The sequence below is a fragment of the Streptosporangium sandarakinum genome (genome assembly GCF_050942225.1).
GTDB lineage: Bacteria > Actinomycetota > Actinomycetes > Streptosporangiales > Streptosporangiaceae > Streptosporangium > Streptosporangium nondiastaticum.
The window spans coordinates 7,546,493-7,572,773 of the sequence record NZ_CP192034.1; the positions used below are offsets into that span (position 1 = coordinate 7,546,493).

At 70.1% G+C, this 26,281-nt stretch carries 26 protein-coding genes; 11 read left to right on the top strand and 15 right to left on the bottom strand.

Annotation, left to right across the window (positions count from 1 at the left end; all coding sequences use genetic code 11):
- Positions 1 to 36: 36 nt before the first annotated feature.
- Both ACQP10_RS34605 and ACQP10_RS34610 read right to left on the bottom strand, forming a co-directional pair.
- The gene (locus ACQP10_RS34605; protein WP_399501479.1) at positions 37 to 801 is read right to left on the bottom strand and encodes an alpha/beta fold hydrolase; all 765 of its coding nucleotides are present in this window, start codon (positions 799 to 801) and stop codon (positions 37 to 39) included.
- 134 nt (positions 802 to 935) lie between these two features.
- Complete coding sequence (locus ACQP10_RS34610; protein WP_433540427.1) at positions 936 to 1,892, bottom strand: SDR family NAD(P)-dependent oxidoreductase; 957 nt, start codon at positions 1,890 to 1,892, stop codon at positions 936 to 938.
- 54 nt (positions 1,893 to 1,946) lie between these two features.
- Here ACQP10_RS34610 and ACQP10_RS34615 point away from each other — a divergent pair, with 54 nt between their 5' ends.
- Both ACQP10_RS34615 and ACQP10_RS34620 read left to right on the top strand, forming a co-directional pair.
- Complete coding sequence (locus tag ACQP10_RS34615; protein WP_433540428.1) at positions 1,947 to 2,372, top strand: MerR family transcriptional regulator; 426 nt, start codon at positions 1,947 to 1,949, stop codon at positions 2,370 to 2,372.
- A gap of 169 nt (positions 2,373 to 2,541) precedes the next feature.
- Positions 2,542 to 3,438, top strand: a complete 897-nt coding sequence (locus ACQP10_RS34620; protein ID WP_433540429.1) for a family 16 glycosylhydrolase — start codon at positions 2,542 to 2,544, stop codon at positions 3,436 to 3,438.
- A 191-nt stretch (positions 3,439 to 3,629) separates the two neighbouring features.
- Here ACQP10_RS34620 and ACQP10_RS34625 read toward each other — a convergent pair whose 3' ends face one another.
- Both ACQP10_RS34625 and ACQP10_RS34630 read right to left on the bottom strand, forming a co-directional pair.
- Positions 3,630 to 4,550, bottom strand: coding sequence for an HNH endonuclease (locus tag ACQP10_RS34625; protein WP_433540430.1), 921 nt, complete (start codon positions 4,548 to 4,550; stop codon positions 3,630 to 3,632).
- A gap of 190 nt (positions 4,551 to 4,740) precedes the next feature.
- On the bottom strand, positions 4,741 to 6,036 hold the full coding sequence (locus tag ACQP10_RS34630; RefSeq protein WP_433540431.1) for a helix-turn-helix domain-containing protein: 1,296 nt from the start codon (positions 6,034 to 6,036) through the stop codon (positions 4,741 to 4,743).
- Positions 6,037 to 6,065: 29 nt separating this feature from the next.
- Here ACQP10_RS34630 and ACQP10_RS34635 point away from each other — a divergent pair, with 29 nt between their 5' ends.
- Both ACQP10_RS34635 and ACQP10_RS34640 read left to right on the top strand, forming a co-directional pair.
- A complete protein-coding gene (locus ACQP10_RS34635; RefSeq protein ID WP_433540432.1) occupies positions 6,066 to 6,494 on the top strand; it encodes a hypothetical protein in 429 nt (142 codons plus the stop codon).
- A gap of 1,011 nt (positions 6,495 to 7,505) precedes the next feature.
- On the top strand, positions 7,506 to 7,961 hold the full coding sequence (locus tag ACQP10_RS34640; protein WP_433540433.1) for an ATP-binding protein: 456 nt from the start codon (positions 7,506 to 7,508) through the stop codon (positions 7,959 to 7,961).
- 104 nt (positions 7,962 to 8,065) lie between these two features.
- On the opposite strand, the gene ACQP10_RS34645 is transcribed toward ACQP10_RS34640, so the two are convergent.
- Entirely contained in the window at positions 8,066 to 12,181 is a 4,116-nt protein-coding gene (locus ACQP10_RS34645; protein WP_433540434.1) for a hypothetical protein, read from the bottom strand.
- Positions 12,182 to 12,384: 203 nt separating this feature from the next.
- On the opposite strand from ACQP10_RS34645, the gene ACQP10_RS34650 reads away from it, so the two are divergent.
- The gene (locus tag ACQP10_RS34650; RefSeq protein WP_346018744.1) at positions 12,385 to 12,552 is read left to right on the top strand and encodes a hypothetical protein; all 168 of its coding nucleotides are present in this window, start codon (positions 12,385 to 12,387) and stop codon (positions 12,550 to 12,552) included.
- 385 nt (positions 12,553 to 12,937) lie between these two features.
- On the opposite strand, the gene ACQP10_RS34655 is transcribed toward ACQP10_RS34650, so the two are convergent.
- Together ACQP10_RS34655 and ACQP10_RS34660 are read right to left on the bottom strand one after the other, a co-directional pair.
- Positions 12,938 to 14,146, bottom strand: a complete 1,209-nt coding sequence (locus ACQP10_RS34655) for a serine hydrolase domain-containing protein (RefSeq protein WP_433540435.1) — start codon at positions 14,144 to 14,146, stop codon at positions 12,938 to 12,940.
- Between the two features lie 181 nt (positions 14,147 to 14,327).
- On the bottom strand, positions 14,328 to 14,840 hold the full coding sequence (locus ACQP10_RS34660; RefSeq protein ID WP_433540436.1) for a GNAT family N-acetyltransferase: 513 nt from the start codon (positions 14,838 to 14,840) through the stop codon (positions 14,328 to 14,330).
- A 372-nt stretch (positions 14,841 to 15,212) separates the two neighbouring features.
- Between ACQP10_RS34660 and ACQP10_RS34665 the strand changes: the two genes are divergently transcribed.
- Positions 15,213 to 15,794, top strand: coding sequence for a hypothetical protein (locus tag ACQP10_RS34665; protein WP_399501490.1), 582 nt, complete (start codon positions 15,213 to 15,215; stop codon positions 15,792 to 15,794).
- Here ACQP10_RS34665 and ACQP10_RS34670 read toward each other — a convergent pair.
- Positions 15,730 to 16,896: a hypothetical protein gene (locus ACQP10_RS34670; RefSeq protein ID WP_433540437.1), complete on the bottom strand. Its 1,167-nt coding sequence runs from the start codon at positions 16,894 to 16,896 to the stop codon at positions 15,730 to 15,732. The two genes, ACQP10_RS34665 and ACQP10_RS34670, sit on opposite strands and share 65 nt — an antisense overlap.
- Before the next feature lie 104 nt (positions 16,897 to 17,000).
- On the bottom strand, positions 17,001 to 17,486 hold the full coding sequence (locus tag ACQP10_RS34675) for a hypothetical protein (protein ID WP_399501492.1): 486 nt from the start codon (positions 17,484 to 17,486) through the stop codon (positions 17,001 to 17,003).
- A gap of 286 nt (positions 17,487 to 17,772) precedes the next feature.
- On the opposite strand from ACQP10_RS34675, the gene ACQP10_RS34680 reads away from it, so the two are divergent.
- Together ACQP10_RS34680 and ACQP10_RS34685 are read left to right on the top strand one after the other, a co-directional pair.
- Entirely contained in the window at positions 17,773 to 18,630 is an 858-nt protein-coding gene (locus ACQP10_RS34680; protein ID WP_399501493.1) for a TIGR03619 family F420-dependent LLM class oxidoreductase, read from the top strand.
- Between the two features lie 82 nt (positions 18,631 to 18,712).
- Complete coding sequence (locus ACQP10_RS34685) at positions 18,713 to 19,246, top strand: hypothetical protein (protein WP_346018737.1); 534 nt, start codon at positions 18,713 to 18,715, stop codon at positions 19,244 to 19,246.
- 130 nt (positions 19,247 to 19,376) lie between these two features.
- On the opposite strand, the gene ACQP10_RS34690 is transcribed toward ACQP10_RS34685, so the two are convergent.
- From ACQP10_RS34690 to ACQP10_RS34700, 3 genes are all read right to left on the bottom strand, one after another.
- A complete protein-coding gene (locus ACQP10_RS34690; RefSeq protein WP_346018736.1) occupies positions 19,377 to 20,105 on the bottom strand; it encodes a GNAT family N-acetyltransferase in 729 nt (242 codons plus the stop codon).
- 184 nt (positions 20,106 to 20,289) lie between these two features.
- On the bottom strand, positions 20,290 to 20,646 hold the full coding sequence (locus ACQP10_RS34695) for a hypothetical protein (protein WP_433540438.1): 357 nt from the start codon (positions 20,644 to 20,646) through the stop codon (positions 20,290 to 20,292).
- Between the two features lie 219 nt (positions 20,647 to 20,865).
- A complete protein-coding gene (locus ACQP10_RS34700; protein ID WP_346018734.1) occupies positions 20,866 to 21,489 on the bottom strand; it encodes a hypothetical protein in 624 nt (207 codons plus the stop codon).
- A gap of 247 nt (positions 21,490 to 21,736) precedes the next feature.
- On the opposite strand from ACQP10_RS34700, the gene ACQP10_RS34705 reads away from it, so the two are divergent.
- Positions 21,737 to 22,252, top strand: coding sequence for a GNAT family N-acetyltransferase (locus tag ACQP10_RS34705; RefSeq protein WP_346018733.1), 516 nt, complete (start codon positions 21,737 to 21,739; stop codon positions 22,250 to 22,252).
- A gap of 157 nt (positions 22,253 to 22,409) precedes the next feature.
- Here the strand turns inward: ACQP10_RS34705 and ACQP10_RS34710 are convergent, their stop codons facing one another.
- Positions 22,410 to 23,363 (bottom strand): alpha/beta fold hydrolase, encoded by a 954-nt coding sequence (locus ACQP10_RS34710; protein ID WP_346018732.1) that lies wholly within the window; start codon positions 23,361 to 23,363, stop codon positions 22,410 to 22,412.
- Between the two features lie 245 nt (positions 23,364 to 23,608).
- On the opposite strand from ACQP10_RS34710, the gene ACQP10_RS34715 reads away from it, so the two are divergent.
- Entirely contained in the window at positions 23,609 to 24,154 is a 546-nt protein-coding gene (locus ACQP10_RS34715; RefSeq protein ID WP_390000714.1) for a helix-turn-helix domain-containing protein, read from the top strand.
- A gap of 95 nt (positions 24,155 to 24,249) precedes the next feature.
- Here ACQP10_RS34715 and ACQP10_RS34720 read toward each other — a convergent pair whose 3' ends face one another.
- Positions 24,250 to 25,194 (bottom strand): CU044_5270 family protein, encoded by a 945-nt coding sequence (locus ACQP10_RS34720; protein WP_433540439.1) that lies wholly within the window; start codon positions 25,192 to 25,194, stop codon positions 24,250 to 24,252.
- The gene (locus tag ACQP10_RS34725; protein WP_399501498.1) at positions 25,191 to 25,697 is read right to left on the bottom strand and encodes an RNA polymerase sigma factor; all 507 of its coding nucleotides are present in this window, start codon (positions 25,695 to 25,697) and stop codon (positions 25,191 to 25,193) included. Before ACQP10_RS34725 ends, ACQP10_RS34720 begins: the two co-directional genes overlap by 4 nt.
- 254 nt (positions 25,698 to 25,951) lie before the next feature.
- Between ACQP10_RS34725 and ACQP10_RS34730 the strand changes: the two genes are divergently transcribed.
- Positions 25,952 to 26,281, top strand: a complete 330-nt coding sequence (locus ACQP10_RS34730) for a PadR family transcriptional regulator (RefSeq protein ID WP_346018728.1) — start codon at positions 25,952 to 25,954, stop codon at positions 26,279 to 26,281.

Consider the following 26,281-nt stretch of genomic DNA (forward strand, 5'->3'; position numbering starts at 1 on the left):
GAGCCGCCGGGCCGGCATGGCTGAGATCGAGCTCGCTCAGCGTGCCGGGGCCGTCTCGTGCAGGAACCGGATCAGCAGGTCCGTCACTTCGGCGGGCCGCTCCAGGCTGGGCAGGTGACCCGCCCAGGGCAGCTCACTGTGACGGGCATCGGCGAGTCGTTCCGGTAGCCGGGCGGCGGTCTCCCGGAAGTCCACCAGGTCGTGGCCGCCGGAGAGAGCCAGGCACGGGGCCTTGATCAGCGAGAGATCCACCTCCGCCTCGGTCGGCGCGAACTCCTCCACTGCGGCCAGCTGCACGTCGAATGCGTGTCGCTGCATCCGGCGGACCTGCTCCCGAACCGTGTCATCGGCCTCGGGGCCCAGCCAGTTCTCCACATTCAGCTCAACGGCCCCCGCGATGTCACCGGCTTCGATCAGCGCCTCCTCCTGTTCGGCGAAGGATCGCAGCACGTCGCTGGGCGCGTGCCCGGGTGGAGCGGAACAAAGCAGCACCAGGGCCGTGACCATGTCCGGCCGGCGGGCGGCCACCTCCATGGCCACCTGCCCGCCGTACGAGGACCCCACCAGCGCCGCCCGTTCGATGCCGAGGTTCCCGAGCAGATCCACGACATCATCGGCGTCGCCGTACGGACGGTCCGCCACCGGGGACTCGCCGAACCCCCGGAAATCACAGCGGACCACCCGGTATCCAGCATCGAGCAGGGCCGGCCACTGCGGATCCCACATGCGCCGATCGCACACCCCGGAATGCAGCAGCACCAGCACCGGACCATCGCCGGCCATGTCATAAGAGAGCGTCATCCGGCAGACCTTAGGCGGAACCACGCTCGGCGGCATGTCGATATCGCCGCCGATCTTCGTACGCCCCAGGGCACGGAGGTCACGACGGCCGGGCCGGGCCGGTGGCACATCGGCGCGATGGCCTCACCTCCGGGTCAGGCGAAGCAGTCCAGTCCGGTGAGCTCGCTGGAGATGGCCCAGAGCCGGGACGCGGAGTCGGGATCGACCGCCCACGGCTTGACGCCTCCAACGAGCATGTCGTCGGTGGTCGCGGGTTCGGCGATGTCGCAGTCCTGGCAGTAGGCGCCGCCGTACTCGTCGAGCAGAGGCGATGTGGCCGCCCATACGGCCGTCGCCGCCCCCTGCGCCGGGGTCTTGAAGCCGTCGGCCTGGTGGCCTTCCCGGGTCATCCAGCCCTGGGCGATCTGCTCCGCGCGGGGGATGTGCCGTTGCAGTGGGGTGAGGATGCTGCCCGGGTGCACCGCGAAGGCGCGCACGCCACCGGCCGCGCCCAGGGTGTCGAGGTGGACGGCGAACAGGGCGTTGGCCGTCTTGGACTGCCCGTAGGCCCGCCAAGGATCGTAGTCATGACGAAAGTGCAGGTCGTCCCAACGGATGTCGGACAGGAAGTGCCCTGAAGAGGCGACGGACACCACTCGCGCCCCGGTGGGGGCCAGTGCCGGACGCAACCGGTTGACCAGGGCGAAGTGCCCGAGGTGGTTGATGGCGAGGTGCGCTTCCCATCCGGATTCGACGAGCCTCTGCGGGTAGGCCATGACGCCCGCGTTGTTGATGACGATGTCGAGGGTCCGGCCGGTCTCCAGGAACCGGTCACTGAACCTCCGGATACTGTCGGAGTCCGTCAGATCGAGCTCCCGCACCTCCGTCCGCGGAACGTCGCGCAGCGCTTCCATCGCCGCGGCGGGACGGCGGGCGGGCACGATGACGTGCGCCCCGGCGCGGACCAGTGCGCTCGTGGCCTCAAGGCCGAGACCCGAGTAACCACCGGTGATCAGGACGTTCTTGCCGGACAGCTCGATTCCGGCCAGGACGTCGTCCGCCGTGCTGTGAGCGCCGAACCCCGAGCCGATCTTGTGTTGCGTGATTGCCATGCGCTCAACGCTAAAATCTAGAGTGCGAGCTAGGTCAAGCTACGGCGGTACGGCATGAGCAGGAACACGGACGGCCTCTCCATCGGAGACGTCGCGAAGGCGACCGGCCTGGGCGTGCACGCGTTGCGGTTCTTCGAGCGTGAGGAGCTCTTCCTCCGTCCGATTCCGCGCACGGCCGGAGGGCAGCGCGTCTACGAACCGGCGGATGTGGAGTGGCTCCTGCTGTGCAACCGACTGCGGGAGTCCGGCATGCCCATCGCCACCGTGAAGAGGTTCGCTCAACTCGTCCGATCCGGTCCGGGTAACGAGGCGGAGCGGCTCGCACTGCTGGAGGAGCACGAGAGAACCATCCGGGACAGGCTCGCCGACCTGACGGCCAGCCTGGAGATCATCCACGACAAGGTCCTCACCTACCGCAGGCATGTCGAGGACGGCACCGCGGCCGGGCTCTGGTCGCCGGCATCCTCCTCGAAGCCATAGTCACAGCCGAGCCCTCCAAGGAGGCCGGCGCTCAGGTGCGCGGCGGGCCGTACGCGGTCTGTGACGTTCATGTGCTTTTCTGCGGTCAGCCCCGAGTCCCCGCTCGGCGACCGGCCTCCCTTCGGACGTCGGTGACCGACGGATTCGGGGACCGGAGAAAGGAAAGAACGTGTCCGAACAAGAAGTCAGCCGGCGTCGGCTCCTGGCCTCGGCGGCGGCCGTCGGCGGTCTGTCATTAGGGCTTTCACTCGTCCCCACCGGGGCGCACGCCACGTCTTCAGCCGGCGGCCGCCCCCGCCGAGCCGACGCCTCGTGGGAGAACGTCATCAAGAAGTCCTCCTTCAGCAGTTCCTCGGCCTTCAGCCAGAACTGGAACCATCTCTACCCCTGGGACGCCGACGCCGACACCCACAACGGCGCCGCCAGGATGCACTCCGGCCAGGTCTCTCTCGCCCAAGGCGTGCTGACCCTGAAGGCGACCCGGCTGGCCGAACCCGACGGAGACAGCCCGCACGCGCCGAACGCTCCGCTGTGGTACCGCTCAGGCGCCGTCCACGCCAAGAAGCAGATCCTCGTCAACGACCGGTTTCCCGAGTACGACATCGAAGGCGAGTTCCGCACGCAGACCGGGAAGGGCATCTGGCCGGCTTTCTGGACCACCGGGATCTGGCCGGACTGGCCGCCGGAGAGCGACATCCTGGAATACGTGGGGAATTCCACCAACCTTTTCAACACCTGGAGCAGGAGCGCCGACGACAATGAGCACGTCGAGCGTAAGCTGATCAGCGGCCAAAAACCCGACGCCTGGCACAGGTACCGCGTCCGGATGTCCAAGCGGGGAAACGACGTCATGCTCGACTACTACTTCGACGGAGTCCGGAAGGCGACCCACCGGGGAGTCGGCTGGGCCGGTGTCCCCCAGTGGCTCATCATCAATCTGCAGATGGGATCCTGGGCTTCCGGAATCGCGCCTGGCGGTCCCGGCTGGGACAAGCAGCCGGGTCCCGCCGGCAGCACCTACCTCCGTGCTCGCAACGTGCGGGTCGGTCGCATGCGCGCCCGGTGACGCATCACCCCGGCAGAACGCGACGTCCGCCCGAAGCCTGCGTGGCCGGGGAGCGGCGAGCCGGCTCTCCGGGACGGGCTCGATCGCCGCTCGCCATCTGGGGGCGGTGAGACAGCCGTCGCGGACGAGGTGGTCGGCCAGCGTACGGCGAAGCCGTCCGGCCAGGTCGAATGTCTCGCGCTATGGGATTGCTAGGCAGATTTCTTAAACTCCTCATAGCGACTCATAATCGCAGCAATGCTAGGCCGATCCTGGCGCAGTTTAGGAATTTTCAGCGCAATCCCATCCATCTCTTGAAGACCATGACGCAGCATAGGCCCGTCTTCTTCATCGAGGAGATCTTCTCGAATCTCCACAGTATAGTCGGGGCGAATACCTAAGAAGTTTTTGTCATAGGCGGCGTGATGAATCTTGCACAACGCTAGGCCATTTGAAACCGCGGGGATACCCTCCGGATGACTGTCACGCATGATGTGCGCAGCATCCAGCAAAGAAGCATGGCGAAGATTACATATAGCGCAGCTTCCCTCATAAGCGCGCAGCACTTGGGCTCGAAAAACAGGCTGATGGAGACGCTGACGAGTCAATCGCTCAGCATAGCGCCGCTGAGCCACCGATGCTTGACTACCTACAGGTATCGAAAGCTGAGCCTCGTCAAGAGCAACCGCAAATTGGAATTGGTCTTTCTCTTCAGCGATAAGCCAAGCTGGGAAGCGCGGCAAATAGAGCCCGGGCGCTACCCCGTAAAACCATATCAGAGGAAGTTTTCGCTCATGAGCAACACGCAATGCTACATTATCCGCTTGTTTATCATCTCTTCCACGATACTTATATCGGAGCAACCCGTCAGGCCCAGGCTTGTCGTCATACGGTGGACGCTTACCGGGCGCCGTGTAGGTTGTTAATATGGAAAGAGCTGCAGTCATGTACTTAGGCTTGCGAATCCCCCGATTAGGGTCTACCAGAGGGATCCTTTCACCCTCGAAATGAAACCCAAGTAGCTCGTCACGACGCACTACAGGATCTTCGTCCGTACAGCGCAACCTAAGCCAGTCCATTGCGGCCGCTCGAAGTCGGGCGCTGAACGCGTCTTCCATGTAGCTATCGCTCATGGCGTAGTCCTACAGCACAGCAGCAAGTCCACAGACGCAAGAAGCAATCAATTTGATTACAAATTAGACCGATCTGGCTATTCTTCGCCTTATGGGACATACCTTCCTAATGCGCTTGGCCGACTAAGGAACGCTGGGTCAAGCTGTAGATCGCCAGATCGATCCGCTAACCCTGGAGCTTGGGGGCACTTCAAAGGATGTGCATGCGGACGCCGAGGCGGCGGATGCGTTCGCGGTAGCTGTAGCGCTCCAGGTCCAGCAGGGTTCGTACGGCCTGCTGGGCCATGGGGTGGTTGCGGACGAGCATCGGGGCGATCTTCTCGGCGCGTTCCAGCTCGGCCACGGCGGCATCGCGCTTGCCGCACCACAGCAGCCCTCGTGCATAGTCCAAGTAGTGATATCCAGCCCGGCCGGCTTGTAAGTTCTTCGGAAGCCGCACTGCCTGGGCTCGCTGTACAGCTTGTGGGCCATCACCAAGTTCGACGGCAATGGCGACGCCATGGATGTCGATGTTGGTCTGGTTGGTGGATAGCTCGTAATAGTTTGTACGCTGGCGAGCGCCAAGTCGGGTGACCGCTTCCGCCGCGAGCCGATGACGTGACCACGCCTCATCGGCATCGTTCTTACGCGCGGCCGTGATCGCGGCTCTCAGCTGGAGACCTCCCCACACGGCCAGCGCTTCTGAGGTGCCTGCGGTGTATTCGCGCTCGATGCTCGCGCACGCCGTGTCGAGCACGGCCATCGCGTCGTTCCATGAGGTACTGGCCCACAGGTTGCGGCTTCGGATGTAGGCGAATATGGCCTCGTTGTAAAAGTCCCCGGCGCGGCCTCCTGCCCAGCGAACCCGATTGGCAGTGATCACAGGGAGGTCGGCGTAGCCCAGGTTATAGGCAACCGCGTCGGCTGCTCGATACGCGAAGGAGAGCAGACCAAAGGCCGCGCTTCGGTCGGGTTCCTCGTACAGGTGCGTCGCGGCCTGGAGTTCGGAGAGCAACGCGGGAAGCTCGTCCGCCAGATCGGCATAACGTGCCTCTCTCCTCAGCCAGCGGGCACGTTCGATCACCGCGCGCAGATCCGACAGCGGTCGCACCGCGTCTTCCCACTCCGGGTCGAGATCGTAGCGCTCCAGTTGGCGGCGGATCTCGGGGATTGCGGAGTGGCCTCGGTCCTCGCTCGGGCTGTCGCCGCGGTAGGGGCGCGCGGTGAGCTCGTTGGGGTGCATGCGCAGGGCGCGGGCGAGGGCGTTGATCAGCGCGACGGAGTCCAGGGGGATGCTGTCGTTCTCGACTCCGGACACCCAGGACTGCGCACGGTTGAGCCGCCGGGCCAACTCGATCTGAGTGATACCGGCGCGCTTCCGGGCACGCCGTACACGGGTTCCCACGCTCTCCGCCGCCGGATCTGAGTAGGCCATGGCCTCAAAGTAACCCTGCTGGATGGCTTTGGCCTTACCCATCGCCGAAATATCAACGGCACTGATGTCCACGCCGCTGTGCTTCCATACATTCACTCTCCGTGAGGGATAACGAGCATCCGAACGGCCCCCGGCATCCGCCTGAAGCGTCGGCCGTAGAAGCCGCCGAGCGGCTGCGGCGGGCGCTTGAAGCACTGGGTGTCGTGGCCGATGTCCATGACGGTTACGAGCTGGCGCTCGTGTCGGTGTGGGACGGCCTGGTGGTGTGGTGCAACGGCGACCGGTTCTGGTGGCAGGCCGGGTGGGACGAGCAGTGGGGGCGACCCGCCTACACCTTGCGGCCGGTGTCTGGAGCCGAGGAGGTCGCCCGCCTGGTCGCTGCTCGATGCGCGGAGCTTCGGCGAATCCGGTTCGGGGAGCGGGCCGACCCGAGGCAAGTCCGGCCTGGGGAGCGGGCCGAGTCGCCGCGAGCCCAGGCCGACGAGCGGGCGGTGATACCGGAGCCTGAGCGGCCCCAGGGTCCCGTCTGACGGTCCGCGAACTTATCCACAGCCTGTGGAAACAACTCCCAGGCGAGTCCCGGAACCCTCATAGTCCAAAGAGAACGGCCCCACCAAGCGAGGCCAAGTCGCCTGGCAGGGCCTTGATCGCACACAGGAGGTGCGACCCGTGTCCAACCCTAATGGAGCCGTACGGATCATCCGGGTCCGTTGGCACGCCGAGCAACCGCCCACCCCGCTCGGGTGCCGGTGGTGCGGGCATCCGCCGTACGCCCACGACGCCGCCGGCCTGCCGCATCGGCCCGGCCACCTGTGGGAACAGCCCACGAGTGTCCAGGTCCGCGCCCGGATGGCCGCCCGGCGGCGGCTCGGCCTGTGCGACCGCCCCTTCCCCGGTACGGCGAAGCCTGCAGTGGCCCGCTCCCCGAAGCTGTTCCACTCGCCCACGGGCTCGGTAGGCAGGCCGACCGCTGGGTCTCCGTCGAGCAGGCCGTCCCCGGGATTCCCCACGGGCCAGGGGCGGCACGCGCGACCGGCGGCGACCGCCGTCGCACCGTACGGACGGGGGCCGCACCCGCAGGACCCGTACGTGCGGGACTCGCCACCGGGGTCATGCTCGCCGTACGGGAGCAGGCGCGGGGCGCGCCGCGAGGGGGTGGCGGTATGAGCCCGGAGCGTCGGGCCGACGGCCCGAGGGACCCGGTTCCGCGGTCCCGGCCGGGCAGAGAGCCGGGCAGAGAGCCGGATAGGCGGCTGGGTGAAGAGCCGGACCGAGAGGAGGTGGAGAGGGCGGCGCGGTTGCTGTCGCGACTGCTCCGTGTACTCGTCCGGCGCGCCGGAACAGCGAACGGCCCCGCTGGCATGCACACCAGCGGAACGGCGAACGGCCCCGGCGGCGCGAACCCCACCGGAACGGCACGACCGAACACCGCCGGACCAACACAGCCGAACACCACCGGACCGGCCCGGCCGAAGACCACACGGACGGAGGCGGAAGCCGCGTGGCCGCCGCGCCCCGGACGGGCCGGGACCGACCTTCCGGTGATCTCCCACTGCTTCCCGGCGAACCGCGACCAGATCAGGCACGCCCGCGACTTCGTCGCCGGACTGCTCGGCGTCGGCCACCCGCTGCACGACGACGCCGTACTGCTGACCAGCGAACTGACGACCAACGCCGTCGAGCACGCGTGCGGGCCGGGCGGGAGGCCGAACGGCGAGTCGGGTAAGCCAGGCGGGCCGGACGGTGCGGTGGGCAGGCCGGCCGGACCGAACGACGGACCGCGGGAGTTCCTCGTCACCCTCGCCTTCGTCGAGCGCGGCGTGCTGGTCACCGTCCAGGACCCCGGTTCCGCACGGATCCCCTGCCCGCGTGACCCCGGTCCGGACGCGGTCGGCGGGCGCGGGCTCGCGCTGGTCAACACGCTCGCCGCCCGCTGGGGCTTCCACCGTGATTCCCTCGGCACCGTCATCTGGTTCGAACTGCACTCCCCCGGCTGACGGCCCACCCGTCTCCGCGTCCGCCTTCGGCCGAAGCAGCCTCGGTCACCTGTTCGATCTGATGCCAGACTCCGCCGGAGCACGTCACCGTCCGGGTCGTGCGGTCACTTACCGCAGGGCGGGTCGTAGGCCAGGGCGGGTGATACGTAGTCCCTCCACAGATCGGGGGTCATGGCCCCACGTGTCGACGCGCACAGGAGCGCGAAGGCGCGGTCCGCGTCGGTCTGCCAGAGCCGTACGGTGCCGTCCTCGCCCCCGCTGATCAGCAGGCCGCCACGCGGGCTGAACAGCAGGGCCTGGACGAAACCGTTGTGCCCGGTGACCGGAAGCCCGTAGGCGGAGGTGGCTGCGGGGGTGGAGGTGTCCCACAGCCTGATCTGGCCGAACGCACCGCCTGCGAGCAGCTTGCCGTCCGGGGCGAAGCCGACGCTGTAAACGACACCGCCGGCGGGCAGTGGATCTCCGATGGCCATCGGGGAGCGGGGCCGTGACAGGTCCCACAGCCGGACCGTGTCGTCCCTCCTGCCCGTCGCGGCCAGCCGTGAGCCTGGATCGATGGCCAGGGAGAAGATCGGCTGGTCGCCGGCAACGTGACCGGAGAGCATGGGGACGGCTCCGTCGCCCGTCCGCCAGGCGCGGATGGTGCCTAGGACATCACCGCTGTAGAGGTACGGTCCCTGGGACGCGGCGGCCATGCCCCTGACCGGAATGTGCTGTTCGCGCAGCACATCGCCGAGCGCGGCGGGACGCGCCGGATCCGACACATCCCAGGCGCGCAGGTCGCCGAACAAATCGCCCTGCAGGTTCATCGAGGCCGCGACCAGCGTGTGCCCGGTGGTGTCGAAGACCAGCGCGGAGATCGATTTCCCTCGTCCAACCGATACGTCACCGGCCTCCACCGGGTGGGCCGGCGCCGATACGTCCCACAGCCGCACGCTGCCTTCTTGGTCACCGGTGGCCAGGACGTTCTTCCCGGAGGTGACTGACCGCCCGGATCTGAAGGCGATCGCGTCCACGACGGTGCGGAACCGGGGGAGCGCGCCGAGTGGTACGAGGCGGGTGGGATCGGAGACGTCCCAGAGCGTGACCTGGTGGCCGGAGGCCACCGCGAGCAGGCGTCCATCGCCCGTGAGCGCCAACGCGTTGACCGACTGGCCGCCGCTCATGACGGCCAGCGTCGGAGGTAGCCGCCAGAGCCGCACGGTGGCGTCTCCGCTGCCGCTGGCCAGCGTGCGCCCGGTGGCGTCGAAGGCCAGGCTGTTGACGACGGTGGTGTGCTCGTGCAGTGCGGGGCCGAGCGCCCTGGGCTGCCGTGGAAGGCCGATGTTCCAGAGGACGATGGTCCCGGAGCTGTCCCCGGTGGCGAGCACGCGCCCATCCGGGCTGAAGGCGACCGAGCTCGCAGTGGCGGCCGTGGACAGGGTGGCGCTCACCTCCGGCCGCCGCCGGTCGGTGACGTCCCAGACCAGCACCCTGTTGTCGTCCCCGGCGGTGGCCATCACCCGTCCGCCTGGACTGAACGCCACGTCGTAGACGATGCCCGTGTGGCCGCCCAGCTCGCCGCCCAGCGCTGTGGGACGGGCCGGGTTCGACACGTCCCACAGCCGGACCAGCAACCTGCGATCGGGACCTGGGCCGAGGCCTCCGGTGACGGCCAGGGTGGTCCCGTCCGGGCTGAACGCGACGGAGTTGACGCTCTGACGCCGCAGGGACACCACGGTGCTCAGCCGCCGGGGGTGTCGCGGGTCGGCGACGTCCCACAGTTGCACGTCGCCTGTCACCGTGTCCCCAGCCTGCCGGGTGCTGAGGGCCAGGCTCCGGCCGTCGGGGCTGAACCTCAGGCTCACCACCGAACCGCCTGGGGACACGACCACGGGCTCCGACAGCGCTACCGGGCGCCTGGTGTCGGAGACGTCCAGGATCCGTATGGTGCCGTCCGAGCCGCCGCGGGCCAGCAGGTCCCCCCGCGGGCTGTAGGTCACCTGCTTCACACTGACTGCTTTCCCGGCGCTGAGCACAGGGGCCAACGGGGCCGGACGGGCCGGGTCAGAGGCGTCCCAGATCCGCAGCCGGTCAGCGCCGGTGGCCAGCGTGCCGTTCGGTCCGAAGGCGACCGAGGGGGCGTTCGGATACCGTCCCGGCAACGTCGTGGCCGATACGAATCCCGCCTGCGTCATCAGCACCGTGCGCAGCTCCGCCGTCGGCCGCATCCGGTACGCGATCAGGTCGAGCTGCGCGGCGAGCGCACCGCTGGTCTCGCGCCGGCGGTCGGCCTCCGCGGTGACCCGCTCGAAGATCGCGTCGTCGCGCTGCCTCAGGGCGTCGCTCCGTTGGTTCAGCGCGAATACGGCCAACCCTCCGGAGAGTAATGCCAGCACGCTCATGGTGGCCATGACCGTGCGCCAGAACCGGCGGCGGAGCCGCTCGCGCTGTGCGGAAGCGGCGAGGAACTCCCCGGCCAACAGGGTGACGTCCTCGCGGTGCGCATCCGCCCAGGCGCGGGCCAGCTCCAGTCTGGCCCCCTCGTAGAGGATCGTCGCGTCCCTACGGCCGCCGCGCTCCCAGGCGACGGCCGCGTCCCCCACCTCCTGTCGCAGGAGCGCGCGATCGACATCTCTGTTGTCCGCCCCGACCCAGTGGCGCAGCTCCGGCCAGGCCCACAGCAGCGCTTCATGGGTGACCTCGACGGTGACCGGGCTCCCCTCCCGCTCCGCACCCTGGGTGATCAGGCGGGCGCCGGTGAAACGCTCGATGACCTCCGCGACGGCCTTCGGGTCGTCGGCGGCCAGCATCAGGTCCTCACGAGTCCGGCGGCGGCTGGTGACCTCACCGTTCTCGCCGACCCTGACGAGACCGCGGAACAGCAGCGGCGCCGCCTGCTTGGCGGCCGGTATCAGCTTCCCGAACTCCTCCTCCGCGGTGTCGGCGACCGCGCGGTCGATACCGCCGGAGTCGCGATAGCCGTCCACGGTCAGGACCTTGCCTCTGCGGTTCAGCCACGTGACCCGCAACGCGTGGGCGAGCAACGGCAGCCGCTCACCCCGGTAGGCGCCGCCGTCCTGACCGGCGCCGCCGCGCAGATCGCCCAGGATGACGTCGACCAGGCCGGGCGCGAGCGACAGGCCGCTCCGCTCGGCCGGCTCGGTCACGGCGCGGCGCACCTCCTCGTCGGTCATGGCGCCGACGATGATCTGACGGTTCGCCAAGGCGTCACGAAGGTGGGGGAAGGCGGTGCAGGAGCCGTAGAAGTCGGCACGCAGGCCGTAGAGGGTCAACGCGATGGGCTGCTCGGCGCCGGATGGGGCGTCGGACGTCTCGGTCCCGGTCAGGCCCGCCAGCGCGGCGACGAACCGGTACCGTGCGGACTCGTCCCGGCAAAGGGTGAACAGCTCCTCCAGCTGGTCGACGACGAGTACCACCCTGCCGTCCGGAGGGAGCCGGAGTCGCTCGCGCACCAGTGCTGTCAGCTCCCCGGGACCGGCGCTCATCGCGTCCGCGACCTGCGTCTCCTCGGCCCCGGTGAGTGCCCCCAGCTTCGAGGCGAGCTCCTTGAGCGGTTCGGCCGTGGGGGTGAGCAGCAGCTGTGGCCACTGCTCGGAACCATGCAGTTTTCCCTCGGCCAGCTCTGGCAGCACCCCGGCACGCAGCAGTGACGACTTGCCGGCGCCGGAGGGTGCGACGACGACCAGCGGGCTGTGATCGGTCAGGCGCCGTTCGAGCTCGACCTTGGCCTTGCTGACCAATGCCTCCCGCCCGAAGAACCACTTGGCCTCACCTCTCTCGAACGGGCGCAGCCCGGGGTAGGGGCACTCATCGCCCGTCCCCACGCCGTCGTCCTCCGGGTTCGGCCCGCGTCCGTCCCGGATGCCGGCCTCTTTGCGGGCTTGCTCCCAGCGCTCCTTCCACAGGTCGTGCTGGTTGCGCCACCAGGGGTGTCTCAGGTCGTAGCGCGGCTGGTCGCCCGCACGCTCCAGCAGCGCGCGAACCAGCGTCCACAACAGTACGAAGTCCTGGGCGGCGCTGCCCCGGTTGATCCAGTCGCTGACCGTCTGCGGGGTCAGTCTCGCCGGGATGCGCTGCTCGGCGAACAGCTCGTTGGCCCGGTCGATCAGAGCGCTTCGCCGCAGTCCGGGTGCGCGCTCGCGGGCGCGTTTCTCAAGCGCTTTCAACGCGTCCCGCAACACCGCCCGCGAGGCGGGCAGGGGCTCACCGCCGGTCATGTCCCGACCCCGTCGTGGTGGGTGCCGTCCCGGCGCGTCCGGCGCGTCCGGCCGGATCGACGCCGGAGAGCCGCCTTACCTGGGCGATCACGATGTTCTTCCGGCCGCACCGGTATCTGTTGGGCCGCCGGGGAGGGCGCGCTGAACTGACACCGGCGGAGCGGCCGATCCCCCGGCCGCGGGTCAGAGAAAGGACCGCGTCGATGAATCCTGTGGTGTGGGCTCTGGTGCCGATGGCCGGCCTGGCGTGTGTGGCCTTGGCCGCCGTGCTCATGGTCTTCGCGGCCACCAGGGGGTGCGCCTCGGCAGAACGCGCACGGGTGCTCCGCGCGGTCGCCGAGGTGGTCCGCGCGGTGTGGGGCAAGCGGTGACCAGGCGACCGGAACCACCGGGGAAAGGGCAGGGGTCGCGTGCCTCCGGCTCGCCCCCGCCTCCGGTCGGTCCGGGCCGCACGTGGGGGCCGCCCGCCGCTGAACCGCGGACAGGTGGTGCGCTCGATCCACATCATCTCCGGCCGTCCCTCGCCTTGAGCCCAGCCTCTTTGAAGGTAACAACGGTCGACGAGATGAGCCCGGCGGTTCATCAAACCGCAATCAAGCGCATACAGAAGGTCATATCAGCGGCCGGGAAGGCGCTGCCATCGGACCTCTCGGCCCTGATATGCGATCACCGGATCCCACCCAAGAATCCGCGGGCCGCTCACCTCATCCGGGTGAGCGGCCCGCGGATCCGTCGAGGGACGCCGGGGCATCCGGCCTATCTGGCGAAGGCCGCGAGCGCGATGCCGAGGCCGCGCTCGTTCTGCCCGGCGGCCTTGGCGTCGGTGGAGTTGATCGAGTAGACGACCGTGCGGCTCAGGTCGCGGGTGGCGCCGACGCCGGTCGCGCTGCCGTACCTGGCTCCGGTCTTGCCGAACGCCACGATGCCGCCGGGCAGCTCCAGCCTGGTCAGGCCCGAGGTGTAGACCGCGGGCTGGTCGCCGCCGTACATCGTGACCTTCGGCACCGTGAACATGGGCTCGATCTGCGCGGCGGGCACCACCTTGCCGCCGAACAGGGCCTTGATGAACTTCTCCAGGTCGGCCGTGGTGGAGATCAGGTCGCCGGAGGCCCAGGTGGAGGTCACACTGGTCTCGGTCATGTCCACGACGTAGCCCTGGCCGTACTTGACGGCGTCCGGGAAGCCCTTGGGGACGACCTGGTAGCCGTGGTTGTGCCGCCCGCGGATCTTGATGGACTCGCCGGGGAGGTAGCTGTCGCGCATGCCGACGGGCCGCAGGATCCGGGTGGTCACCTCGTGCTCGTAGGACCTGCCGGTGATCTTCTCGATCAGCAGGCCCGCCACGAACGTGTTGGTGTTGAGGTAGTGCTGCTGCGTGCCCGGAGTGAACTCGATCGGGTTCTTCACGGCCTCGCCGACGTACTCCTCGGGGGTCACCTTCTCGAACCTGGTGGCGTAGACCCGCTCGAAGCCGCCGTCGTTCGTCGGCGAGGGCAGGCCGCTGGTGTGGTTGAGGAGCCGGCCGACCGTGATCGTGGGATAGTCGGCGGGCAGCAGCCCGGGGAGGTACTCCTGCACCGTGCCGTCGAGCGAGACCTTGCCCTCGGCCACGAGCTGCAGCACGACCGCGACGGTGAAGATCTTGGTCACGCTGCCGGCCCGGAAGCGGGCGCCCTCCCTGGCGGGCCGCTCGGTGCGCAGGTCGGTCACGCCCGTGACGCCGCGCCAGGAGCCGGCCGAGCCGCCCACCCTGACCTCGGCGGCGGTGGCGTCGGCCGCGGGCAGCCCGGCGATGCTCCGCTTCAGCGCCGCCTCGTTGATCGGCGGTACTTCGCTCCGTACGGCGGACGACCCCGCCGTGGTCGCGGACGACCCCGCCGTGGCGGCGGCGATCGCCGGGGTGCCCGCGGTCGAGAACAGGGCGGCGAGGGCGAGACCGGCGGCGGCGACACGGGTGCGCTTCATCGTGGACATCTCCAGGGTCAGGTGAGGAAAGTGCTGGTGATGCCGTCGATCCTGCCGATCCGGCCCCGCCGCGCGGATCGCCGACGCAGGTGATTTTCCCGCTCCCTCCCGGGAGGGAGATCCTCCCCGGCCACTCCCCCGCGACGGGGGAGGCACCGTTTTCCGTCTGGTCGTCAGGGAACTATGGGTGTCCGGCGACGAAGGCGTGCATCGGCCATACCGCGCCCTTCGCCTCCTGTTCCTTGTCCTGATCCGGGTCGCGCAGGTATCCGGCGCGCAGCGCGACCCGCTGGGAGGCGAGGTTGTCCCGGTGGGCCCACAGCCGTACCTGCACCAGGCCGAGGTGCCGAATGGCCCACGAGGTGAGCAGGGCCAGGGCGCGAGTCGCCGCGCCACGGCCTCGCGCTTCGGCCGTCAGCCAGTACGAGATCTCGCCCACCCGGCCGTCATGGCCGAGCGCGATGTTCCCCAGCTTCGCGCCGGTGGCCGCGTCGCAGACGACGAACCCCACTTCACCGTCCGAGGCGCGCATCCGGTTGATCGCGGCGAGTACCTGCGCGGCGTCCAGCGTGGGCGGGTCCGTGGTGAAACGCTGGATCTCCGGATCACGCGCGCTCTCGGCATACCAGGCCGCATCATCGTCCGCCCAGTCACGAAGCCGGACCACTCCATCGTCCAAGTCCTGATCGCCCATGAGCCGCAGTCTCACAGTCGCCGGACGCGGCTGGAAGTCCGCGATCCCTCTGGAGGCTTCCGCCCGGCCGTAAGACACACAGGCCCGGTACGGCGCCGCGGGCCAGAGGAGGGCGCGCCGCCGTACCCCGGTGTCAGGCCGAGGGCAGGAAGGTCAGGGCGCAGAGCGCCAGGAACAGGGCCGCCACAGCATCGGGCCAGATCGCCTTCGCCGCCCCGCGGCGAACCGAGCTCACCCTGAGATGGAAATACGAGACATGTAGCACCAAAAGTCCCTCTTTCGCCTCGGTGGAACGGCCTCTTCGGGCCCGTCGGCAACCCTTTCCGGCTCGGTCACGTCAGATGGATCATGATTCTCGGTTCCTGTGCCGTCGTGAGCTGGGTCGCGCTCGGCGCGGCGTACTACTTCTACTTCTGGCTGGACGACGGCATCCTGTCGCCGTGGCTGCTGGCCTACCCCGTGCTGTGGATCCTGGCGGTCGGGCTGACGACCTGGTGGGCCGTCCGCCTGGGACGGCGGCGGAGCCGGGGATGGGCGGTGGTCATGGTCTGCCAGCTCGTCGCGGCGGTGGTGATCGTCGGGGTGGTCCCCTGGGAGCGGTTCTTCCGGTGGAGCTGGTTCGAGACGCACCGGACGGCCTTCGCGGAACTGGCGCACCTGGGCGAAGGGCTCCCGCCGGATCGCTCCCCGCTGCCGGAGCGGTACCGGGCGCTCGCTCTCGGCCGGGGTGCGGTGCAGAGGATCCACGACCCCGAAGTGCCCGGAGGGGATGTGCTGTTCCTCGCCGTGGCGGAGTGGAAGCCCGAGCGGATCGGCTTCGCCCGCGTGCTCGGCGGGAAAGCCGGCACGGACCCCTGCTCCCTCCTCAACGTGGCGTATGACGGAGATTTCACCTGCGCGGCCCTGGGCGACGGCTGGTGGTGGATGGGGGACAACTGGGAGATCGAGCGATGAGCGGCCCGCGGGCGCGCGTGACCAGCTCGGCGAGGGCGGCCAGGTGTACCAGCGCGGCGATCGACTGGATGATCGTGAGGGCGGGCAGGTACCACGGGGGGATGTGCTCGCTGAATCCAGACTGGTCGTCGGTGAGCACACCGGTGCTCAGGGGGTTGTACACCTGGGCCACCACCAGGGCGAGCAGGTAGAGAACGGTGAGGACACCCGACGTGAGCAGGGCGCCAGGCCGTGTGCGCAGCCGCGGGTGCGTGCCGAGGATCGCCAGCGCGACCGCCGGGACACCGAGAAAGGCGGAATCGACGAACATCGCGGTCCGCGCGGCCGATACCACGTGCTCGACGAGGGCGGGGTCGGCCGCGTTCTCGGTCAGCCGGATGGCCGTGTGGTTGAACGCGGTGACCACGGCGACGAAGACGGGACCGAGTGCCATCAGTGGAATCGCCCGGGTGCGTCCCGCCGGGACGGCCGGCTCCCCCGTCGTGTCCTCTGCGGGAGCCGCCGTGTCCCCCGCGGCCTCCCCCGCGGTCTCCTTCCGGGTGTACCAGCGGACGGTGGCCGGCCGTGCCAGCAGGATCAACCCCGCGAGCTGGCCGGCCCAGCCGAGCACGAGGAGCGCCGCGAGAGCGGGCAGGTACCAGGGCGGGGCGGCCGCCGCCATGTCGAAGGGCGCTCCGCTGAACAGGGCGCCGTTCACCGGGAACAACCGCGGGCCGTAGCCCGTGACGGGGTTGAGGCCGGCCACCAGGACCAGGCCGATCGTGTGGAGGACGGCGAGCACGCCGGCGAGCAGCGGAACCGCGGGCCACCGCCGCGCGCCCTGCCAGGCGGCCCGGGCGAGCAGCCCGAACGCGAGGGCGGCGGCCACGAAGAAGAGCCCGATGAGCGCCGTCCGCCCCCAGGCGAACCCCGCGTACTCGCGCAACGCGACGGGGACGGCTTCCGCGTTCTGCGTCACCGGCGCGTGTGGGAGCCGCCGGTCGGTCATGACGAGCGCGACGCCGTTGAGCACGGTGACGGCCAGACCGTGTGGGACCACCGACCACAGCAGCGCGATCGTGATGCGCACCTGCCGCGGCGACGTGCGTGCCGTATCGATCACAGTGGGTTGGACTTCCCTGCGGCATGATCGGTTCCTCCGCGGCGCCGGGCCCCGGAATCACCGTCAGCGGGTCCGGTGGAGGGCGCGCCGCCGTACCCCGGGTGTCAGGGTGATGGCAGGAAGGTCAGGACGCAGAGCGCCAGGAGCAGGGCGGCGGGTACGGCGCGCCACGGCCAGGCGAGGCGCGGCGCGGTGACCAGGGCGGCGAACGGATAGGCGAGCACGCCGCTGAGCAGGATGAGGACGGATCCGCTGTCCCCCGCCCAGGACGACTGGGCGAACCGCCAGATCACCACCAGGAAGAGGACCGCCGCGACGGCGACGGGCCAGGCCGGCCGTACGCGCAGGAGATACAGCAGCGGCCAGGCGAGGATGACCGCCACCCAGCGCCCCACGAACCAGGTGAAGCCGATGGCGCCGAGGCAGGCGAAGGACTGTTCGCAGGTCCCCGAGCCGGTGAGGGCCCGCATCATCAGGAAGGCGGCTCCCACGAGGAGGGCGGTGAGGATCACCCCGGTCAGTGCGGCCAGGAGCAGCCTCCGGGGAAGTCTCCGATCGGCCGCCGGCTCGCTTTCCCTGATCGCTGTCACCTTCCGAGGATGGCACGCGGAGGTCCCATCGGCCCAGGGATGAGGGCCGGCGTTCCCGGGACCCATCGACATCCGGACGAGCCTGGACAGGGCGGGCCAGCACGGGCCAGGGCAGGACAGGACGATCCCGGACGGATCATGGCATGGGTCCGGACGGGTTTGCCTGACGTCAGTGACAAGGTTCTAGCGTGCTCCTGATGGGCGTGCGGAGGGCGTCGGGCGCGGATCGGCGAACCGGTCGTACGCGACGCGGGACGAGCACGCGTCGGTCGACCGGAGGACGACGATGAAGTTCGCGATCAGCTACAACACGGCCTACTACGGCGTCGATCCCGAGGAGGTCGTGTCCTTCGCCCGGCATGCCGAGGACTGCGGTTTCGAGGCGCTCTACCTGCCGGAGCACATCGTGCTGTATCCCGGTGCGATGTTCGGGCCCCATGAGGTCCCGCCGTCGCTGCCGTACGTCGATCCGCTCGACTGCCTGAGCTTCGTCGCCGCGGCCACCCGTCGGATCCTGCTCGGCACGGGCGTGCTGCTGCTGCCGTACCACCACCCGGTCATCCTCGCCAAGCGCCTGGCGACCATCGACGTGCTGTCCGGGGGACGGATGCGGCTGCTGACCGTGGGGCTCGGCACCCTGCCGGGTGAGGCGCACGCGATGGGGGTCGACTTCGCCGCCCGGGGCCGTCGTGCCGACGAGGCGATCGATGTGCTGCGGCTGCTCTGGGGCGGCGGCGAGGAGGGCGTGAGCTTCGAGGGGGAGTTCTTCTCCTTCGACCGGCTGGTGAGTTTCCCCAAGCCGTCCGGGGTCACTCACCTGCCGATCCACGTCGGCGGGTCGAGCCGGGCCGCCGCGCGCCGGGCCGGGCGGCGGGGCGACGGCTACTTCCCCGGCGGCGCGCTCGGCCCCGAGGAGCGCGCCGTACAGTTGGAGATCGCCCGGTCGGCCGCCGTCGAGGCCGGTCGTGACCCGGAAGCGCTCGAGTACACGCGCTGGGGGTCGATGGACATGACCGCGGAGCGGGTCGAGGAGCTCGCCGCGCAGGGGGTGACCCGCGTCGTGGTGAATGCCACCGCCGCCGATCCGGAGGGGCGGCGCGAGGAGATGTCCGCGTTCGCCGAGCGGTTCGCCCTCCCACGCTGAATCGCCGGAACCCGTCCGGGCCGCTTTCAACCTTTCGGCGCGGAGGAGCGTCAAAGTTCAAAAGCGCGATGGGAGAGCGGACATGACCAAGTGGGCACACCGGTTCTCGGCCGCCGCGGTGGCGGCGGTCACCATCACCACCTTCTTCCCGGCGACGGCGATGAGCGCCGTACGGTCCCCGGCGGCCTCACCGGCCCGGGAGGCGGCGTCACAGACCCGGGAGACGGCCTCGCGGTTCCGGGAGGCGGCCTCGCCGGCCCGGTGGACCGCCGTCAATCTCAAGGTCACCGAGAAGGTCCGCCACTCGCTGGCCGACGCCTACTGGGCCCAGTACTACGGCCCGAACCTCAGGAAGCACCACCCGGGGACCAGCCGCAGGAAGGTGGACGGGCCGAAGAAGGTCTACTACGGCAAGGTCAGGAGCGCAGGCAAGGACGTGTACTGGGCGGTCGGCTCCATCGGCGTCAAGGGCGACCCGATCAGCTACCAGGACGGGCCGCACGTGTGGCGCAGGAGCGCTCACGGCGCCTGGTCGTACCGCGGTGACACGGGCGGCTGCCTGGACAAGGCGCCGAGGGCGCTGCTGAAGCTCTGGCACCTGCGCTCGTACTGCTGAGCCGGACGGGAGCCCCGCCCCGGGCGTCGATCCCGGGAGGGGCGTGACCCGAAAACCACATCTGTGTACGCCGCCGGTCGTGAACGGGTTCCTCCGCTCGTAGCGTGACGGGGACGCCGGAGGGGAGCCGTCAGATCAGGACGGTGAGCCAGGTCCCGACCAGCCGCAACCCGAGCGTCTCGTACACGCGCCGCGCGGGGTTCCCCTCGGTGACCGCCAGGCCGATCTCGGTCAGCCCGTCGGCGGCGGCCCGGGACAGGGTCGCCGAGAGCATGAGCGAGCCGAGGCCGCGGGGCGATCGGTCCGGGTGCCGGAAGACCTCGGTGACCCACGGGCCGTCGTTCGAGTCGGTGACCAGGACGCCGCCCACCACCTCGTCTTCTCCCCCCGCGTCGTCCCGTACGGCGAGGACGCCGCACGGGAGCAGGGGGCCCATCACCTCGCCGCGCATCAGGGGCGCGAGCTCATCGTCGAGGGTCATCTTCCGGGACCGGTGGTCGGGATGGCCGGGCGGGTAGGCCGCGAACCACGCGGGGAAGACCTCCGCGGGCTCGCGGTCCCAGGGCGTGAACCGCAGGCCGTCGGGGGCCGCGTCCGCGGCCGGCCGTACGTCCGACAGGTCGCACCGCATCCGGTGGACGTGCCGCAGCGTCCGGGCGCCTCGCGAGACGAGACGCCCGGCGAACTCGACCGGCGCCGACACCGCCCAGCCGGGCAGGCGCGACATGACGGCGTCGACGGCTCCCGGGCCGAGCTCCTCGACGTTACGGGCCCAGGGACGCCCGTCACGGACGTCCTCCACATAGCCGATCACAGGGGCGCCGTCGGCCCCGGTCAGTGTCCGTCGTTCGCCACTCATGACGGAGAGTCTGCCAGCCGCGGCGGAAGGGTCTGTCACCCGCGGTGGGAGAGCCTGTCACCCGCGCAGGGAGAGTCCGCCGGCCGCGGCGAGAGAATCCGTCACCCGCGGCGGGAGAGCCACGCGGCCGGGGCCGTTCCGGATGGCACCACAGCCGGTCCACCGGCGTCCCCGGGCCGGCGGGTCAGCCGGGTGAGGAGGTCGGCGTGGGGTTGGCCCCGGACCTCGGGGCGGACTTCGCGTGGGCGGCGCATCCGGTGTCCCACTCCGGGACGCGGATCAGCGCCGGGTTGGCGACGCCGTCCTCGCCCCGCGATCCGCTCGACGTGCTGGCGAAGGCCAGGCCCTCGACGCAGATCCGGGCGATGTTGGGGAAGTTGTCGGCGTTGCGGAAGACCTCGACGTAGTCGACGTCGCCGATCCGGTCGGGCGGGGCGCCGTTCTTGCCGCCGCGGTCGCCGAGCTGGTCCGAGCATCCGGCCAGCAGCAGTACGGCGAGAGCCGCTCCCGCCGCCCGGCCGACGGTCGCCGAGTGTGCCATCCGTCGCTCCCGTCACCGGAGGGGGACGCCGCGGCGGGCGCCGATGATCGCCGAAATTCTACAAAAGAAGGATCGGTCTCATACGGCTTACCCGGGATGAGTTGGATGGCCTCGGACCCGGTCCGGACACGGTCGCCCGCGGTGCGGTCAGGCACCGTCGCCGGGCCTCGGCAGGCGCGGCGGACGGTCAGACGCGGTCACCCGGCTTCCACGACGCGGTCAGACGCGGTCGCCCGGCTTCGGAAGGCGCGGCGCGACGTAGTCGTCGCCATCCTTGGGATCGGTCACGATGGACACCCGCGGGGGCGCGTACTGGTCGGGCAGGAGCAGCACGTCCGTCACCTGGTCGAGGGGGTAGCCGGCGCCCATGAACGTCTCGACGGTGTGGTGGTACCGGTCCTCGGCCGTGTGGTCCATTCGCATTCCGGCCGTGCCGCACGTCACCACCGTCCGCTGCCCGGTGACCGCGCACACGGCCAGCTCGATGAACCGTGACGACAGCGCCCATTCCGTCCTGCCGGTGAAGCGGATGTCGACCCGGATGACGTTCTGCGGCGGAAGGGCGTTGTTCCTGTCGTGCTCCCAGCCGGCGATCCTGGCGGTGACTCCGGAGACGTCGTTGCCGGTGACGACGACCTCGTGGGCGGCCGGTCCCGGCGCGCGGTCCCCGTCGGTCTCGGGATCGGCGGCGCACCCGCCGGCGGCCAGGATGGCGCCGATGACGCCCGCGGCGGCGACGCCGCGAAGCAGTGATCCGATGACGTCCGTGGCGGCGACGGCACGCGCGGCGACGCGGCGGAACGGTGAACCACCGCGCCGGGCCGTGATCGACGGATGCTCCACGGCGCGCAGCCTACCGCCCCCCTTTTCCGGAAGGACGGTCGTGTCCCGAACACGGCTTTTCGCATCAGGTATATGGCTTTGCCCGCGCCAGGAAGGGTCGCTAGGGTCGGCGCGGGAAGGACCCGTGATCACTCCTGGAGAAGGGGGGCTGATGAATATGGCTGCCGACAGCCCTGTTCAGCATGCCCTCGACCGGCCCGCGTGAGTTCGGAGCGTGGCCGGTCGCCCGAACGACCAGGAGTGTCACATGTTCTCTTTCTTCTCTTCGGCCGGTACCGACCTGGTCACCGACCGCCTCGTCCTGCGGATCTGGCCCCGCGATGAGGTCGACGCCGTTCTGCGGGACGCCCGGTGCGCGCACTGGGCGGACGACTTCCCCGCCGAAGGCGACCGCGTCATCGCCGGCCTGTTCGGCGAACATCCCGAGTGGCTGGGCGAGTACGGCCACCGCCAGATCATCGAGCGCGACAGCGGTCTGGTGGTCGGCTCGCTCGGCCTGTTCTGGCCTCCGAGCGACGGCACGGTCGAGATCGGCTACGGCGTCGTGGCCTCCCGGCGGGGCCGCGGTTACGCCCCCGAGGCCACCCGGGCCCTGACGGAGTTCGCCCTCACCGCCACCGATGTCCACACGGTGTACGCCAAGGTGGAGCCGTCGAATCCGCCCTCGATCCGTGTGCTGGAGAAGGCCGGTTTCCGGTGGGTGAGCTCTGAGGAGGGCACGTCCCGGTTCCGTGCCACGGCACCGTACCCGGCCCTGCCCTGATCCCCGGGGCCGGCGGCGCGTGCCGCCGGCCCCGTCCCACGCCGGCCTCGCTCCCGTCCCGCGGCGGTTCCGCCTCCGGCCCCGCCGGCCTCGTCCCGCGCCGGTCCTGCCCCCGGCCACGCCGGCCTCGTCCCCGGTCGGTCCCGGTCCTCCGTCGTCACCGGGCTCGGGTGGCGGCGAGGAGGTCGCGGAGCGCGTCCAGCACCGCGTCGGGCTGCTCGATGTGCAGGTACTGGTGGGAGGCGCCGGGCAGCTCCCGGCGCTCCCCCCGGGGGACGGACGCGGCCAGCGCGGTGTGCATGGCGCGGATGCCGTCGTGCGCGGCGCGCATCTGCTCCTCGGTCATGAAGTGCGCCCAGTACGGGTTGCGCCCGCCCGCGGTGAGGAGGATCAGCGGCACGTCGGGGAGCGGCCCGCCGTTCCGCAGCTCGTCGTAGATCTCGGTCTCGAAGTTGGCCGTCTCGTGGAGCTGGGTCCGCCAGTCGGTGAGGTGGTACTCGACGAGCGCTTCGCGGACCCCGTCGGGCCATGCGGCCAGCAGCCCGGTCAGCGCGGCGCGGGCGGACGCGAGCTGCTCACCGGTGAGGTCCGGCATCGTCTCGGGGTCCGGTTTCATCCGCTCGTTCAGCTCGGCGGCCCCTTCGGGCAGGTGGTCGAAGATGTCCTCGTGGCCGGGGTCCAGCAGCAGCAGTCCGGCGACCTCGCCGGGGAAGAGCTGCGCGTAGCGGCGGGCGTAGAACGCGCCCAGCGAGTGCCCGGCCAGCAGGTACGGGCCGGGCACTCCGGCGGCGCGCAGCAGGTCCCGGAGCTCGCCCGCGACCTCGGCGGCGGAGCGGGGCAGGCGGGCCGGGTCGCTCCAGCCGGTTCCGGCGCGGTCGTAGACGACGGCGGTGGTGAGCCCGGCGGCCCGCTCCTGGAGGTTCAGGAAGTCCAGCCCGACCAGGCCGGCGCCGGGCAGGAACACCACGCTCGGGCCGCCGGTGCCCGCGCGGTGCAGCAGCAGCCGCCGGCCGTCCACGTCGTGGTGGCGTCCCAGCGGCGGCGCCGTACCGGCCGCCGTCGCGGGACTCGCGGGACTCGCGGGACCGTTCTCGGCGGGCTGACCGTGCATCGTCGCTCCTTCGGACGGGGGTGGACCGGGCGGGTGCGCGGCGGCCCGGGTGAACACGCGACGGCCCCGGAGGCGGCCGGGCGGACACGCGACGGCCCGGCAGGCGGGCCGGACCGGACGCGCGGCCCGGCCTTTCACGTGCCGGACCGGACGCGACCCGACCTTTCGCATATTTGAGAACGGTAAACCCGATCGGCACCGTTCGCAAGATTGCGAAAGGTCGGGCGCTCTGCGAGCATGACGCGGTGGACGCGTTGGAACTGCTCGCACACCCGGTACGGCTGCGCGTCGTGCACGCCATGTCCGGTGGACGGATCCTCACCACCGCCCAGTTGTGCGACCGGATACCCGACGTCTCCAAGGCCACCGTGTACCGGCACGTCGCGCTGCTCGCCGAGCACGGCCTCCTGGAGGTGGCCGGCGAGCAGCGGGTGCGCGGCGCGGTGGAGCGCAGCTACCGGCTGCGCCGGGAGCGGGCGGTCGTGGACGCCGGGACGGCCGCGTCGCTGTCCCCCGAGGACCACCGGCGCGTGTTCGCCGCCGCCATGGCCACCCTGATCGCCGAGTTCGGCGCCTACCTCGACCGGGACGGCTCCGACCCGGCCGCCGACCTGGTGGGCTACCGGCAGCACGCGGTCTGGCTCGGCGAGGAGGAGCGCGCCGAACTGATCGAGGAGCTGCGCGCCGCGATCCTGCCCCGGCTGGCGTACGGCCCGGCCCCGCACCGCACCCGGCACCTGCTCAGCCCGATCCTGTTCCCGGCCGAGGAGCCGCCGCGGGAAACACCGTAGGGGTGGCATTGGAGGGGGGCACGCCGGCACTCCAGGCCGAGGTCCTCGACGTCGAGCGGGCAGCGGGAAGGCGCGGTCATCCGGTGAGCGCGGGCTCAGACACAACCGCGCGGCTTCAGGGACTTGGACCAGGCCGGGAGTGTGTTGGTGATCTGCGGACGGGTTATGGACCAGAGTTCACGCCCCTTCCCCGGCACGAGTTCCTGGCCGCCCAGCAGGGCGTAGGAGGTCTCGTCGAAGATGAGGGATTCGCGACCCCGGTCGTCCACCCGGGTCACGGCGATGCCCGATTTGCCGGTGGCGTCCTTGACCTCTTCCGTCTCGATGCCCGGCAGGGTCGCGGCGATCTCGAAGAGGGCCGCCTGCTGCTTGGGCGGGACCGGGCTGCCGAGGACGGCGACGATGCCGTACCAGGTCCGGGTCGCGGTGTCCTTGTTGAGGACGATCTCGTTACCGCGTTCGGCCAGCTTGTGCCGGAGCTCCTCCCGGTCGGTCGGCCACCCGCGGACGTCGGCGTAGGTGGGGCCGCCGCGGCCGGGGCACCTGGTCCGGAGTTCCTTGTACTCGTGGTCCTGAGGCCTGGACTTCGACGGCTTGTGCCACCGCAGTTCCGGACGGGAGCCGTCGACGGACTCCCAGATCTCGCCCGTGATGTGGCGCGGACCGACGTTGGGAACCCCGTTCTCGCTGCGCGTCTCCGCGATCCGCTCGTAGTGGAGGTACTGGTCGTCGCGGGGTTCCGGCCACGGGGCGGCGGCCGTGGCCTCGGCCGCCAGCCTCAGGACCTCGGCGGCGCTCGCAGGCGCGGCGGGCTTGAACGTCTGGACGGCGATCACTCCCGCGGTCATCGCCGCGACCAGGCCGCCTGCCAGCGTCATACGCCGCAGGCCGGCCCTTCGGGCCCGGGGCCGGCGCTTCACGCGGGCTTCGGCCAGGAGGGCGGTACGGGCGGGGGCGAGGCGGTCCGCCGTGGGATGCGGCTTGTCGGCGAACAGGTCGCGCAGTTCGGTCAGTTCGGTCAGGTCGTTCAGGTCGTTCATGAGGTCTGCTCCGTCGTGGGGTCGGTGCTGCCGAGGGCGTCGCGGACGATGGCCCGCGCGCGGTTGAGGCGTGAACGGACTGTTCCGATCGGGATGGACAGGGCGTTGGCGACCTCCTCGTAGGTGAGGTCGGCCCAGGCCACGAGGAGGAGCACGTCGCGGTCGCGGGCCTTCAGCGAGGCGAGCGCCTGGGCGAGAGGCCGGCGTACGGCATGCGCGCTCGCCCGCTCAAGAGCTTGTTCCGCGGCGTCGTCGGCGTCGGGAAGCACGCCCATTTTCGAGTACGCCCTGTAGCGGTGTACCTCGGCGCGTTGATGCCGGCGGATGAAGTTGGTCGCGAAGCCGTACAACCAGGGCAGGGCCTCAGGACGGGCGGTGTCGTAGTCGCGGCGCTGCCTGAACGCGGCGAGGAACGTCTCGGAGACGACGTCGTCGGCCGTGTCGTCGCCGAGCCGGCGAGCCACATAGCGGTGGATGTGTCCTGCGTGCCGGTCGAACAGCAAGGCGAAATCCTCGGGATCTCGCCATGACCGTTCGATCAGGGCGGCGTCAGACAGGGTCGTACTGAGCGGCATGGGGGTGGGCCTTTTCAAGGAAGCAGTGTCGCCCGTCTTTCACACCAGCCGGGAAACGGGTTCACGGGACGCCGCCGACCGACCGGCCCGCGCCCCAGCTATTCGGCGTTGCTAAGTACCGGTAGTCAGTGTTACTTTCTACTGGTACCTAGCGACACCAAGTAGCTGAAAGGAGGTGTTCCATGGGCAAGCTCGTCACGGAGATGCTCAAGGGAACGCTGGAGGGCATCGTCCTCGCGATCCTGGCCGGCCGGTCCGCCTACGGCTACGAGATCACTGCCTGGCTGCGCGACCAGGGCTTCTCCGACATCGCCGAGGGCACCATCTACGCCCTGCTGGTCAGGGTCGAGCAGCGCGGCCTGGTCGACGTGGAGAAGGTCCCGTCCGAGAAGGGGCCGCCGCGCAAGGTGTACTCCCTCAACGCTCAGGGACGGGAGTACCTCGAAGAGTTCTGGACGACCTGGAGCTTCCTGGCCGGAAGGCTCGAACAGCTCCGCGAAGGAGGCAAGTAG